This window comes from Micromonospora sp. CA-263727 (assembly GCF_050942455.1).
Lineage (GTDB): Bacteria > Actinomycetota > Actinomycetes > Mycobacteriales > Micromonosporaceae > Micromonospora.
This window is the reverse complement of sequence record NZ_CP192031.1, coordinates 4791520-4804749: the sequence shown is the minus strand read 5'-3', so window position 1 is coordinate 4804749 and position 13230 is coordinate 4791520. Positions and strand designations below refer to the sequence as shown.

The 13230-nt window shown below is 75.1% G+C and carries 9 protein-coding genes and 1 pseudogene; 7 read left to right on the top strand and 3 right to left on the bottom strand.

Annotation, left to right across the window (positions count from 1 at the left end):
- Positions 1-6 precede the first annotated feature (6 nt).
- Positions 7-993, bottom strand: a complete 987-nt coding sequence (locus ACQPYA_RS20950) for a LacI family DNA-binding transcriptional regulator (protein WP_433528792.1) — start codon at positions 991-993, stop codon at positions 7-9.
- A 163-nt stretch (positions 994-1156) separates the two neighbouring features.
- Between ACQPYA_RS20950 and ACQPYA_RS20945 the strand changes: the two genes are divergently transcribed.
- Both ACQPYA_RS20945 and ACQPYA_RS20940 read left to right on the top strand, forming a co-directional pair.
- Positions 1157-2440, top strand: a complete 1284-nt coding sequence (locus tag ACQPYA_RS20945; RefSeq protein WP_433528791.1) for an MFS transporter — start codon at positions 1157-1159, stop codon at positions 2438-2440.
- A 41-nt stretch (positions 2441-2481) separates the two neighbouring features.
- Complete coding sequence (locus tag ACQPYA_RS20940; RefSeq protein WP_433533553.1) at positions 2482-2817, top strand: hypothetical protein; 336 nt, start codon at positions 2482-2484, stop codon at positions 2815-2817.
- A gap of 119 nt (positions 2818-2936) precedes the next feature.
- Here ACQPYA_RS20940 and ACQPYA_RS20935 read toward each other — a convergent pair whose 3' ends face one another.
- Positions 2937-3695, bottom strand: coding sequence for a class I SAM-dependent methyltransferase (locus tag ACQPYA_RS20935; RefSeq protein WP_433528790.1), 759 nt, complete (start codon positions 3693-3695; stop codon positions 2937-2939).
- Between the two features lie 235 nt (positions 3696-3930).
- Between ACQPYA_RS20935 and paaI the strand changes: the two genes are divergently transcribed.
- Entirely contained in the window at positions 3931-4344 is a 414-nt protein-coding gene (gene paaI, locus ACQPYA_RS20930; RefSeq protein WP_433533552.1) for a hydroxyphenylacetyl-CoA thioesterase PaaI, read from the top strand.
- Positions 4345-4434: 90 nt separating this feature from the next.
- Positions 4435-5001, top strand: a complete 567-nt coding sequence (locus tag ACQPYA_RS20925) for a dienelactone hydrolase family protein (RefSeq protein WP_433528789.1) — start codon at positions 4435-4437, stop codon at positions 4999-5001.
- A gap of 213 nt (positions 5002-5214) precedes the next feature.
- Here ACQPYA_RS20925 and ACQPYA_RS20920 read toward each other — a convergent pair.
- A pseudogene (locus ACQPYA_RS20920) lies at positions 5215-6759 on the bottom strand (AAA family ATPase); the annotation flags it as partial.
- Positions 6760-6957: 198 nt separating this feature from the next.
- Here ACQPYA_RS20920 and ACQPYA_RS20915 point away from each other — a divergent pair.
- From ACQPYA_RS20915 to ACQPYA_RS20905, 3 genes are all read left to right on the top strand, one after another.
- The gene (locus tag ACQPYA_RS20915; protein WP_433528788.1) at positions 6958-9831 is read left to right on the top strand and encodes a helix-turn-helix transcriptional regulator; all 2874 of its coding nucleotides are present in this window, start codon (positions 6958-6960) and stop codon (positions 9829-9831) included.
- 87 nt (positions 9832-9918) lie between these two features.
- Entirely contained in the window at positions 9919-10689 is a 771-nt protein-coding gene (locus tag ACQPYA_RS20910; protein WP_433528787.1) for a DUF5995 family protein, read from the top strand.
- A 340-nt stretch (positions 10690-11029) separates the two neighbouring features.
- Positions 11030-13120, top strand: a complete 2091-nt coding sequence (locus ACQPYA_RS20905; RefSeq protein ID WP_433528786.1) for an amino acid transporter — start codon at positions 11030-11032, stop codon at positions 13118-13120.
- Positions 13121-13230: the final 110 nt, after the last annotated feature.

Genomic DNA, 13230 nt, shown 5'->3' with positions numbered 1-13230 from the left:
GACAGGTCAGGCGCTGTCGCGGCGGACCAGGGTGGAGGGGAAGAGGGTCCGGGCCGGGGCCGGGCGCTGCTCCAGCACCACGGTTGCCGCGGCGGTGGCGATCTCCCGTACCGGATGGCTCGCCGTGGTCAGCGCCGGAGCGGTCACCGAGGCCAGCGGGATGTCGTCGAAGCCGGTCACCGCGACGTCGCCGGGCACCTGCACGCCGTCGGCGCGGAGCCGGCCGATCACGCCCAGCGCGGTGGCGTCGCTGATCCCGACGATCGCGTCCGTGTCCGGCCAGCGGCGCAGCACCTCCCGGGCGGCCGTGCGACCCCGGGCCGCACTGAAGTCACCCACCACCTCCCGGGCCGGCAGGCCGGCGTCGCGCAGCAGCCGGCGGTACGCCTCCACCGAGCGGTGCGAGCAGATCAGCCAGGGGGGACCGGTCACCATCGCGATCCGCCGGCGCCCGGAGGCGTACAGGTGGCGGACGATGGCGGCGGTGCCACCGGCGTTGTCGATGTCCACCGACGGCACCGCGGCCGAGCCGATCCCGATCGACACCGCCCGCCCGTGCAGCCGTTGCGGCACCAGGTCGAGCAGCGGCGCGGTCGTGTTGACCAGCAGCAGGCCGGCCACGCCCCGGTCGTCGGTCAGCTCGGCCAGCCGCCCCGGCGCGTCCAGCGGCACCCACTCGACCGCGACCCCCAGGCCGTGCGGCGCGCAGACCCGCGCCGTGGCACTCACCACCTGGTCCACGTAGCTGTCGTCGAGGACGGCCGGGCTGCTGCCCGCCACCGCCACCAGCAGCCGTACGCCACCGCCGCGCACCAGCGCCCGGGCCGCCGCGTTCGGCCGGTAGCCGAGCAGGTCGGCGGCGGTACGCACCCGCTGGCGCGCGTACGGGGAGGCGAATCCGGTGCCCGCGATGACCCGCGACGCGGTCGACCGGGACACCCCGGCGGCGCGGGCGACGTCGTTCAGGGTGGCGGGCCGGCGTGCCGTCGTCATGATTCACTCCCCGTTGCCTGTCGCCCGCTCGGCCCGCGGGCAGCCATCCGCATCATCCTCCCGCAGGGCAGCCCGGGGTAAGGACCGGGAATGGATTGTGCTGGTAGCGCTCCCAGGTGTGTGATCGTTATCCAGTCCGCCCGAGGAGAGGATCGGAACGTACGTGGACCCCGCCACCACCACGCCCGCGACACCGCCCACCAGTTCGGGTCCGCCCCGGTTCGTGCTGGCCGCCCGTAACGGCGTGGCGGTCGTCTTCGCGCTCAACGGGCTGGCCGTCGCCACCTGGTTCTCCCGGGTGCCGGCGATCCGCGACGGGCTCGGCCTCAGCCCCGGCCGCCTCGGTCTGCTCCTGCTCGCCATGTCCATCGGCGCGATCGTCGCCATGCCCACCGCCGGCCTGGTCACCCAGCGGCTCGGCGCGGCCCGTGCGGTGGTGCTCTCCACCCTCTTCGTCGCTCTCGGGCTGACCGTCGCCGGAGTGTCGGCCGCCGTTCTCGGTTCGTTGGCCGGGGTGGCGGTCGGCCTGTTCGCCCTCGGCTACGGCTCGGGCAGCTGTGACGTGGCGATGAACATCGAGGGCGCGGCGGTCGAACGCCGGCTCGGCTGGACCGTGATGCCCCGCTTCCACGCCGCCTGGAGCCTCGGCTCGGTGGCCGGCGCCGGCCTCGGCGCGGGCGCCGCCCGGCTGGGCCTGCCAGTCGCGGTGCACCTCGGCGTGCTGGCCGCGCTGGTGTTCGCCGGCACCCTGCTCGGGGCGCGGGCGTTCCTGCCGGCCGAGCCCGACGCCGGGGCCGGCACCCCGGCCGGCCGGCGGAGGCGGCTGCTGGCCGCCTGGCGCGAGCCACGCACCCTACTCATCGGCCTGCTGGTGCTGGCGGCGGCGTTCGCCGAGGGCAGCGCCAACGACTGGCTCGCGGTGGCCTTCATCGACGGGTACGGCTTCAGCGAGGCGGCCGGCGCGGCGGTCTTCGGCGTCTTCGTGGTCGGCATGACGCTCGGCCGTACCCTCGGCACGGTGGCCCTCGACCGCTGGGGTCGCGGGCCGGTGCTGACCACGACCATCCTGCTCGCCGTCGTCGGCGCCGGCCTGGCGGTGCTCGCCGGCTCCGGCCCGGTCGCGGTGGTCGGCGTCGTGCTGTGGGGCGTCGGCGCCTCGCTCGGCTTCCCGGTCGGCATGAGCGCCGCCGCCGACGAGGCCGAGCACGCCCATGTCCGGGTCAGCGTGGTCGCGGTGATCGGCTACACCGCGTTCCTCGCCGGGCCGCCGCTGCTGGGCCTGCTCGGGGATCACGTGGGCACGCTGCGGGCGCTGCTGGTCGTACCGCTGCTCCTGCTGCCGACCCTGCTGCTGGTGCCGGCAGCTCGTCCGCCCGCCGCCGGCCGCACGGGGGAGCCGGCGGGGGCGGGCTCGGCGGCCCCGGACTCACAGGGATCTGCCAGGTGATGGTGCTGCACTGGGAGGTACGCCGAGGAGAGGAGCCGGGCATGGGCTGGTTCAGCCGGCGGCCACGAGCCGCGCAGGGCACCCCGACGAAACTCGACCGCGAGGCGACCCCGGAGGACCTCGCCTCGCTGGTGCAGTTCGCCACCAGCCGGCAGGGCGTGGAGTTCTACCTCGAACCGGAGACCACCGCCACCGACACCACGGTGGCGGCCATCGCCCACGACGGCGAGTGGATCCGCCGCCGCACCGGCACGCCGCAGGCCGCCGGCGCGATCGCCCGCAAGCACGCCATCCCGCTGTACGAGGCGGCCAAGGTCGGGTACCCGGAACGGATGCGCGCCTGGAACCGGGCCCACCCGGAACGTCGCGCCCGTTGAGCCGACCCACCGGGCCGGCCCCGGCGGCTCACCCCACCGGGCCGGCTCACCCGGCGACCGCCGCCCGGGCCTCGGCCCGGCTCACCATCCGTCACCGAGCAGCGTGACGTTCGGGGCGGTCAGCGGAGGGCGACGACCGCGGCGTCTGCGCCGCCGCGCCACAGCGTGCCGACCTCGGCGAAGCCGGCGTCGGAGAGGGCGCCGAGGTGCCAGGAGACCGGGGGAGTCCACTCCGGGCTGTGCCCCGACGGGTAGATCTGGTGGCGCTGCCGCACGAGTGGACGCAGCGTTTCGTTTTGCGCCGCCTGCTCCCACCACTGCGACCAGGACAGCGCGGCACCGGCGGCGTGCCGGGCCTGCCGGCGTGCCTCGGCGCGGGCCAGCAGGCGCTTGGTCAGCTCCGGCAGGGTGTCCTCGGGCATGTGGTCGGCGTTGACCAGCAGACCGCCCGGCCGCAGCAGGTCACGGAGTTCGGCGTAGAGGGTGGCCAGCCGGTCGGCGGGCAGCCAGTGCAGGGCGGTGGCGGTGAGCACCGCGTCGTACCGCCGGTGCGGTAGGGCGGCGGGCCAGTCCGGTTGGCTGAGGTCGGCGGTGACGATGGTGGCCCGGTCGCCGAGCGAGGCGGCGGCGAGGGCGAGCAGGGCGGGGTCCAGGTCGACCAGGGTCACCTCGGCGTCGGGGAAGCGGCGCAGCGCGCGGAGCGAGATGGTGCCGGTGCCGCCGGCCAGGTCGAGCAGGCGGGGTGGTGCGGTGTCGCGGACGGCGTCGACCGCGTCGAGCATGGCCGCGAAGCGGTGTTCCCGGTCCGGCAGGTACGCCTCCTGCTGCCGGTCCCAGCTCTCCTGCCAGGCGGCGGCATCGGTGATGTAAGGACTCATGATGCATAAGCTAGTTACGGCAGCGGGTCGGCGTCCAGAGTTGTTGCCAGTGATTTGCAAATACGGGAGAATGGCAGAGCGGTGATCGGGGCCGGGTCGGATCGCAGCTGTCGATCCGACCCGGCTGGCGCAGCCCGGGCGGCCGGCGGTGGCATGATGTCCGTCCGAGGGCGGGACCGCCCTGCCGCGCCGACCCAGGAGCCAGGTGGACCCGCAGCGCACCGCCGCGCACGAGATGTTCGACGCCGACGTCGCGTCGAACCGGCTCGGCATCGAGTTGGTCAGCGCCGCCGGCGGTGCGGCGCAGGCCCGGATGCGGGTCACCGACGGCATGGTCAACGGCCACCGCATCGCCCACGGCGGGTTCGTGTTCCTGCTGGCCGACACCGCCTTCGCGCTGGCCTGCAACAGCCACGGCCCGGCCACCGTCGCCGCCGGCGGCGAGATCACCTTCATCCGCCCGGCCCGGGAGGGGGATCTGCTGGTCGCCCGGGCCACCGAACGCACCCGGTACGGCCGCAGCGGGATCTACGACGTCACGGTGACCCGCGAGGGCGGGGAGGTGGTCGCCGAGTTCCGTGGCCACAGCCGGGTACTCCGGCCGGCCCCCGGCGCGGCCGGCGATCCACCGGTCCCCGACAGTCTCTGAACCGGTCCGCCGGCCAGCGTGACCACCCGCCGGCGCTGTCCTGCGCGCGGCGGGACGGGCGCTGTCGGGAACGTCGGGCACGATGTGCCGATGGGACACGTCGTGCTCTTCCACTCGGTGTACGGCCTGCGGCCGGCCGTGCTGGCCGCCGCCGACCGGCTGCGCGCCGCCGGGCACCGGGTCCGCGCGCCCGACCTGTACGGAGTGCCGCCCGTCGACACCGTCGAGGAGGGCTTCGGGTTGCTCGACCGGATCGGCCAGCAGACCGTTCTCGACCGGGCCCACGCGGCGCTCGACGGGTTGCCGCCCGAGACCGTGCTGGCCGGGTTCTCGATGGGCGCCGGGGTGGCCGGCGCGATGCTGGCCGAGCGTCCCGACACCGCCGGCCTGCTGCTGTTGCACGGCACCGGTGGTTCCCCGGCGGCGGTCCGGCCCGGCCTGCGGATCCACCTGCACCTGGCCGACCCGGATGCCTACGACCCCTCCGACGAGGTCGACCAGTGGCGGCGCGAGATGATCGCCGCCGGAGCGGAGGTCGTGGTGCACCGCTACCCCGGGGCGGGACACCTGTTCACCGACCCGACCGTGCCCGACCACGACCCGGTCGCCGCCGGCCTGACCTGGGACCGCGCCCTGGCCTTCCTGGCCTCCCCCTGACCACGACGGCCCCACGTCGTTCGCGAGTTCGGGGCGCGGTGGGGTCGCGGTGTCGGCCCGGCGGGCGAAGGCGGCCCGCACCGTCCGGGGCAGCCGGGCGGCGGCGACCTGGCGCAGCACCGGATCGGCGAAGTCCTGGCCGCCGGCCGGCAGGGGCACGAGCAGGCCCGCGTCGGTCAGGGTGAGCAGGGCCGCCGCCACCTGCCCGGTTGGCCAGCCGAGTGCCCGGGCCAGCTCGGTCACGCGGCACCCCGGCGGGAGGGCGGCGACGGCCATCAGTGCGGCCCGCCGAGGGCCGTCGAGACGGTCCAGCCGGGCCTCGACCACCCGGCGTACGCCTTCCGGGACGGGCAGCCGCGCCGGATCGTCGTCGCCGAGCGCCCGCACGTAGGACACGGCGTGCCCCGGGTTGCCGGCGACCAGCGGGACCAACTGCCGTGCCAGAGCGACCGGGCGACGCGCCCGGCGCAACAGTTGGCGCAACAGGCTGCCGGTGGTCACCGCGTCGAGCGGGCCCAACCGTACCCGGGTGGCCGGCCGGCCGGCATCGGCGTCGTCGGTGCCGGTGGTGAGCAGCACCAGCGGCAGGCCGTCCGCCGTGGCCAGGTCGACCAGGGCGTCCAGGTGCCGGCGGAGCGCCGGTGCGGCGCGGTCGAGGTCGTCCACGGCCACCACCACCGGTTGTCGCCGGGCGAGGCTCAGCAGCAGGTCCCGCCAGCGGGCCAGCGCCCGGGCGCCGGCGGCGGCGCCGGCCGCACCGAGCAGACCGTCCACCGTGTCCAGCACCGGCGCGAGGCGCTCCGGCGGCACCAGCTCGCCGAGAGTGACGGCCAGCCGGTGGCGTACCACCTCGGGGGCGTCGGTGGCGCGGGCCCCGGCCACCCCGCGGACCAGGTCCGCGATGGGCGCCAGCGGTCCGTCCGGGTAGGGCGGGCAGGCCGCCACGCACCACCGCACCGGCACCCCGTCCACCGTGGGCGTGCCGCGGACCAGCTCGCGCAGCAACCGGCTGCGACCGCTGCCGGGCGGGCCGGTCAGCACCAGCCGCCGACGGCCGCGCCCGCGTACCGCCTCGGCGAGCCCTTGCCGGGCGGTGTCCAACTCCCGGCGCCGGCCGACCAGCGGCCCGTCCTGCCGGGCCGGCCGGGGCCGCAGGGTGCCGGTGGCGTGCCAGATGTCCACCGGCAGGGCCTTGCCGGCCACCGTCACCCCCGGCACCGGCCGCTGCGCGATCAGCCCGGCGACGGCCCGGTGGGTGGCCGGGCAGATCGCCACGCCGCCGGGCGGGGCGTGCTCCTGCAACCGGGCGGCCAGCGTGATGACCGCCCCGCTGGCCACGCCGTGCCCACCGTCGTGGCCGACCGCGAGGTCCACCACGGCCTCGCCGGTGGCCACCCCGACCCGCACCCGCAGGCCGGGCGCCGCGGCGAGCGGCCGGCGGTCGAGCGCCCGCTGGATTTCCAGGCCGGCCCGCACCGCCCGGTACGCCTCCCACCCGTCGCCGGCACGCGCGCCGAAGAGCGCCATCACCGCGTCGCCGACGTACTTCTCCACCGCGCCGTTCCAGCGCCGCAGCACTCCGGCGACGGTGCCGAAGTAGATTCGTTGCAGGTCCCGGACGTCTTCCGGGTCCAGCCGGTCGACCAGTGCGGTCGAACCGACGATGTCGACGAAGAGGACGGTGATGGTGCGCCGCTCCTCGGTCACTGGCCAGCGCGTCCGGCTGGCCGGTCCTGGAGCAGCGACGACGGTGGACATGGGCATGGAGACCGCACCCGCCTCTCCCCCCGTGGTGCCGACGATGTCCGGAGACTGTCACCCCCGGTCTGACGGCGGATCGGCAGAACGACGTATGTCGGCCGAGCGCAACCATTGGTCGCATTGTCGACGCGATGCGTAGGAGTGGCGCGTTTCGGCGGTAGAACGGTGCGGGTGCCTGTGACTAGGCTGCGAGCCATGGCCAGCGACGTGGACACCACACCGCTCGTAGGTCGGGCCGACCTGGTGGCGACGATGCGTGCCACGCTGCTCGACGACGTGGCGCCGGGAAACACGGCAGCGGTCTTCCTCACCGGCGAGAGCGGCGTAGGTAAGACCCGCCTGCTGCGCGAGGTCGGGGACCGGCTGGGTGACGCGGGCGCCCTGGTGCTCACCGGCTCCTGTCTGGACATCGGCGACGCCTCGCCGCTGCACCCGCTGCGCCAGGCGCTGCGCCGGCTCGACGCCGATCTCGCCCCGGCCGCCGCCGCCTCGGTCCGCGCGCTGCTCGCGGTGTTCGCCGAGGACGCGGCCGGCCCGGACGGCGCGGGCGCGCTGCTGGAGCGGGTCTCGCGCGGGCTGAGCGTGATCGCCGCGGGACGCCCGTTGGTGCTCGTGCTGGACGACCTGCAATGGGTCGACCGGACCACCCGCCAGCTGCTGCTCTACCTGCTCGCCGGCCTCGGCGACCTGCAACTCTCGGTGCTCGCCGCGGTGCGCTCGGAGTCGTTGCAGGGGGCGCACCCGTTGCGCCGGGTGCTCACCGAGCTGCGCCGGCTGCGCTCGGTACGGGTGCTCGACCTGGCCCCGCTGGAGCGCGCCGACACCGAGCGGCTCGCCGCGGCGGTCGGCTGCCGGACGCTCGCCCCGGAGGCCGCCGAGCGGCTCTGGCAGCGCAGCGGTGGCAACCCGTTCGTGGTGGAGGAGCTCTCCCGCGATCTGCGCGACGGTCGCGACGGTCTCTCCGACACCCTGCGCGAGGTCTTCCTGGCCCGGGTGGACGCCCTGCCCCAGCCGGCGCACCGGGCCGTGCACGCGGTCGCCGCCGGGGTGGAACCGGTCGAGCACTGGCTGCTCGCCCGGGTGGTCGGGCTGCCGGAGCAGGATCTGCTCGACGCGGTCCGCGCGGCGGTCTCCCACCGGCTGCTGGTCGGCTCCCACGACGGCTACCGGCTGCGCCACCGGCTCGTCGCCGAGGTGCTGGAGGACGAGTTGCTCCCCGCCGAGCGGGCCGTCCTGCACCGCAGCTACGCCGAGGCGCTGACCTCGGCCCCGGGCGAGCTGCACCAGGCCCGGCTGGCCCACCACTGGCGGCTGGCCGGGGAACCGGAGCGGGCGCTGCCGGCGGCGACGGCCGCCGCCGAGGAAGCCGAGCGGCTGTACGGCTACGCCGAGGCACACCGGCACTGGTCGGTGGCGGTGCAGCTGGCCGAAGGGCTGCCCGGCGCCGACCGCACCGCCCTGCTGGGGCACGCGGCCGAGGCCGCCCACCACTGCGGCGAGCACGCCCGGGCGTTGGTCCTGCTGGAGGAGATGGCCGGCGCCGACACCGACCACCCGGCCTGTGAACTGCACATCCGTCGGGCCCGCTACCTGACCGCCGCCGGCCGGTCGGCGTTGGCCGAGGCGGAGTACCAGCACGCGCTGGACGCCGCCGACTGCACGCCCCGGCAGCGGGCCACCGCCGCCGCCCACCTGGCCGAGTTGTTGCTGCACCTGGGGCGGTACGCCGACGCCGGCCAGCGGGCGCGGGAGGCGCTGGCGCTGGCCGAGCAGGTCGACGGGGCCACCACCGAGGTGGTGCGGGCAAGCATGGCGCTGGGCTTCTCCGAGGCGTACCGCCAGGACCCGGACGCCGGCCTGGCGGTGCTGCGCCGGGCGCTGGCCACCGCCGAGCGAGCCGGCCGCCCGGAGGACGTGGCGCTGGCGTACCTGCACCTGGCCGAGTTGCTGACCGGGCCGCTGAACATCCTCGAAGAGGGGGTGGTGGTGGCCCGCCGGGGCGCCGAGCGGGTAGCCGAGCTGGGGTTGGGCCGCACCTACGAGACCCGGTTGCTGGCCATCGCCACCAACGGGCTGTTCCGGGTGGGGCAGTGGGCCGAGGCGGAGAAGGTCGTGGCGGCGGCGTTGCGGCACCGCCCGTCCGGCGCGGACGCGGTCGAGCTGCTGCTGGCCCGCTGCCGCCTCTCGGTCGGCTACGGCGATGTGGAGGCCGCCGACCGGGACCTGGACGCGGTGGCCACCATGCTGGCCGGCGGCGGTGCCCGGCACGTCATCCCGCTGCTCACCCTGCGCGCCGGGCTGGCCATGTGGCAGGGGCGGCACGAGGTGGCCCGGCACGCGGTGCAGCGGGGTCTGACCGAGACCCGCTCCGACGACCTGGTCATCCTCGCCGTGCTGGTCTGGCACGGGCTGCGCGCCGAGGCCGAGGCGCATGCCAGCCGCACCGTCGAGGTGGACGACAACGCGGTCCGCCGGCTGCGGCAGATCGCCGACCGGGTGGCCGGCAAGAGCGAGCGCGCGGTCCGGCCGGTCCGCGACGTGGTCGACGGATACCTGGCGCTCTGCGCGGCCGAGGTGAGCCGCCTGGACGGGGCTGATCCGGAGCTGTGGGCGCGGGCGGCGGCCGAGTGGGACCACCGCAACCACCCGTATCCGGCGGCCTACTCCCGGCTCCGGCAGGCCGAGGCGCTGTTGGCCCGACGGCGCCGCACCGCGACCGTCGGCAAGCTGCTCCGGCAGGCATACCAGACGGCGCAGGGGCTCGGCGCGGTGCCGTTGACGGCCGAGATCCGTACCCTGGCCGGCCGGGCCCGGGTCACGCTGGAGGAGCGCACCCCGGTGGGGGACCGCACGCCGGCCGGGGAGGGCGGCGACGAACTCGCCGCGCTGACCGCCCGGGAGCGCGAGGTGCTGGCCTCCGTGGCCGAGGGGTTGACCAACAAGGAGATCGGCCAGCGGCTGTTCATCAGCGAGCGGACCATCGGCGTCCACGTCTCGCACATCTTCGACAAGCTCCAGGTACGTACCCGGGTTCAGGCCAGCGCCATCTTCCTGCGCGGCCGCTCGTAGGTATCGGATACGTCGTTCTACTGATGCCGGCGGGCGTCACGGCTGAAAGGCTGTGCCGGCGTCGGAGAACAGCGTGGAGGTGACGGAGTGAGCGAACCGGTCTGGGGGCCTGTGCACCGGGACATCGTCGACCTGCTCGCCGACCACCCGGCCGACGTGCCCGCCGTGGTCGACCATCTGACCAAGCTCCAGGACATGCTGGTCCGGCTGCCGCCGCTGCTGCACAGCAACCCGCTGGCCGACTTCAACAAGCTGTACCTCGTCATCACCACCAGCGTGCTGGACGGTCTCTACGCCGACCGCTTCGTCGACCCGGTGTTCCTGTCCCGGCTGGACGTGGAGTTCGCCGCGCGCTACTTCGACGCGCTGCGGTTGTGGAGTGACTCCAGCCCCAGCACGCCAAAGGCCTGGTCGTGCCTGTTCGAGCGGACGCGCGGGCCGGATGCGCGTCCGTTGCCCTCGGCGGCCGCCGGAGTCAACGCGCACATCAACTTCGACCTGCCGTTCGCGCTGGTCACCACCTTCGACCACCTGGAGTCCGAGCCGGTCGACGGCAGCGACCAGCACCGGGACTACCTGGAGATCAACAAGATCTTCGCGGACAAGATCCCCGGCCTGCGCCGGGGCTACCTGGAGCGGTGGCAGCTGCTCATCGACATGCTCAACGGCGACATCGACGACTGGTACCAGGGTGAGCTGATCGGCTACACCCGGGATGTCGCCTGGCGCAACGCGCAGCGGATCTGGCGGTGCCGGCACGACCCGCACCTGCACGAACGCGAGCGCAGGCGGCTTGACGAGACGGCCGCCGCGCTCGGTCGGTTGCTGCTGTCGCCTCTCGGGGCGTTCCTGCAGTAGCCGGGACGGGGGGTCCCCGCGCTCCGCCCCGGGTGGGGCGCGGGGGCGTCCGACCCGCCCGGGCGGCGATCGCCCGGTTAGTGACCACGGGGGAACACAGGGGCCGGCCGGCCCGGGGGGTGTCGGCCGGCCCTCGCGGGGTACGCCGCGGCCATGACCGCTGCGTTCCGCCGCCCGCCCGCCGCACGGCCCCGGCCCCGCCCCGTCGCCCCACCCCGCCCCGCGCGGCCGGGAGACCGCGCCGGCCGGGGAGCCCGGGGATGACGGGGGCCGTCGCCGATCCCGCCGCCCTGGCCCGGGCCTCGGCGGCGCCGGGCGGTGATTGAGCGCGGGGCGGGGCATGGGGGAGGGGACCAGGTCAAGACGGGGCCGGGACCGCCGTCGCCGGGCGTCCGGCACGCCGGAGCCCGCGCTGCGCGCCGCCCGGGATCCCACCCGGCCGGGGGAACGGGCCGGCCGGAGCGTCGCCGTGCCGGAGCGGGTGGCGGTGCCGGCCGGCCCGGTGCCGCGGGAGAGCCGGCTGCGCCGTTGGCTGTTCGTGCACCAGGTGCAGCCGGTCGGCCCGGAGACCGCCGAGGGGCAGGCCCGGGCGCACGCCTGGTGGCGGGTAATGTGCCTGACCGGCGTGGACTACTTCTCCACCCTGTCCTACCTGCCGGGCATCGCGGCACTGGCCGCCGGGGCGCTCTCCCCGGTGGCGACCATGCTGATCGTGGCGCTGACCCTGTTCGGCATGCTGCCGATGTACCGCCGGGTGGCGCGAGACAGCCCGAACGGCCACGGCTCGGTGGCGATGCTGGAACGGCTGCTGCCGTTCTGGCGGGGCAAGATCTTCGTGCTGGTCCTGCTCGGCTTCGTGGCCACCTCGTGGATCGTCACGATCACGCTCTCCTCGGCCGATGCCACCGTGCACATGTTGCAGAACCCGTACCTGCCGGAGGCGTTCGGCGGCACCACCGTCGCGGTCGCCGTGACCGTGGTGCTGCTGCTGATCCTGGGTGGGGTGTTCCTGCTCGGCTTCCGGGAGGCGGTGGCGGTGGCCGTCCCGCTGGTCGCCGTCTTCCTGGCGTTGAACGCGGTGATCGTGGTGGTGTCCCTGACCGAGATCGCCGGCGAGCCGCGGGTGCTGGGGGACTGGACCGGGGCGCTGACCGCGGGCGGTGGACCGGGCGGGGTGGCGCTGACCGCCGCGCTCGCGTTCCCGTTGCTGGTGCTGGGCCTCTCCGGCTTCGAGACCGGGGTCAGCATGATGCCGCTGGTCGCCGGGAACGGACCGGACCCGCAGGCCCGGCTGGCCGCGCGGATCCGCAACACCCGGCGGCTGCTCACCGCCGCCGCGCTGATCATGTCGGTCTACCTGCTCTCCACCACCTTCGTCACCACACTGCTCATCCCGCCGGAGAAGTTCGCCCCGGGCGGGCCCGCCAACGGGCGGGCCCTGGCCTACCTGGCCCACCAGCAGGTCGGTGAGACCTTCGGCACCGTGTACGACCTGAGCAGCGTCCTCATCCTGTGGTTCGCCGGCGCCTCGGCGATGGCCGGGCTGATCAACATCGTGCCCCGTTACCTCCCGTCCTACGGGATGGCGCCGGAGTGGGCGCGGGCGGTGCGACCCGTGGTCATCGTCTACACGACGATCTGCATCGTGTTGACGGTGCTCTTCCGGGCCGACGTCGACGCGCAGGCCGGGGCGTACGCCACCGGGATCCTGGCGATGATGGTCTCCGCCGCGGTGGCGGTGGCGATCGCCGCGGCCGGCCGCCGGCAGCGTCGCGTCGCCGTCGGCTTCACCGTGCTCACCCTGGTTCTGGTGTACGCGCTGGTGGAGAACGTGATCGCCAAGCCGGACGGGATCGCCATCTCCGGCCTGTTCATCCTCGGCATCATCGCCGTGTCCCTGGTGTCCCGGGTCACCCGTACCACCGAGCTGCGGGCGGAGCGGGTCGAGTTCGACGAGCCGGCCCGCCGGTTCGTCGCCGACTCGGTGGCCCACGACGGCCGGCTGCACGTGATCGCGCACAAGCGGCGCAGCGGCGCGGTGAAGGAGTACACCATCAAGGAGCGCGCCCAGCGCGGGCAGAACCCCGTGCCGGGCGCGACCGACGTGCTCTTCCTGGAGATCGACGTGGTCGACCCGTCCGGGTTCCGCCACGTGCTGCGGGTCCGCGGCGTCGAGGTGGGCGGGTACCGGGTGCTGCGGGCCAGCAGTCCGGCCGCGCCCAACGCCATCGCCGCGATCCTGCTGGCGCTGCGCGACGCCACCGGTGTCCGCCCGCACGCGCACTTCGAGTGGTCGGAGGGGAACCCGATCGCGCATCTGCTGCGGTACCTGATCCTCGGGCGCGGTGACACCCCGCCGGTGGTCCGGGAGATCCTGCGCAAGTCCGAACCCGATCCGGCCCGCCGGCCCGGCATCCACGTCGGCGGTTGACCCCGGCGGGCTCGGATCCCGTCTGATGACATGTGAAGGCGAATGGCGTACTTATTCATGTATGCCGGATATCGACCTTTCATCGCCGTACGGTGGCCTCTGGTGGCTGT

Bases quoted from the DNA above. Each gene is read 5' to 3' on its own strand.
- ACQPYA_RS20950 (WP_433528792.1), bottom strand. From the start codon at position 993: ATGACGACGGCACGCCGGCCCGCCACCCTGAACGACGTCGCCCGCGCC.
- ACQPYA_RS20905 (WP_433528786.1), top strand. From the start codon at position 11,030: ATGGGGGAGGGGACCAGGTCAAGACGGGGCCGGGACCGCCGTCGCCGG.
- paaI (WP_433533552.1), top strand. From the start codon at position 3,931: ATGTTCGACGCCGACGTCGCGTCGAACCGGCTCGGCATCGAGTTGGTC.
- ACQPYA_RS20925 (WP_433528789.1), top strand. From the start codon at position 4,435: ATGGGACACGTCGTGCTCTTCCACTCGGTGTACGGCCTGCGGCCGGCC.
- ACQPYA_RS20940 (WP_433533553.1), top strand. From the start codon at position 2,482: ATGGGCTGGTTCAGCCGGCGGCCACGAGCCGCGCAGGGCACCCCGACG.
- ACQPYA_RS20915 (WP_433528788.1), top strand. From the start codon at position 6,958: ATGGCCAGCGACGTGGACACCACACCGCTCGTAGGTCGGGCCGACCTG.
- ACQPYA_RS20935 (WP_433528790.1), bottom strand. From the start codon at position 3,695: ATGAGTCCTTACATCACCGATGCCGCCGCCTGGCAGGAGAGCTGGGAC.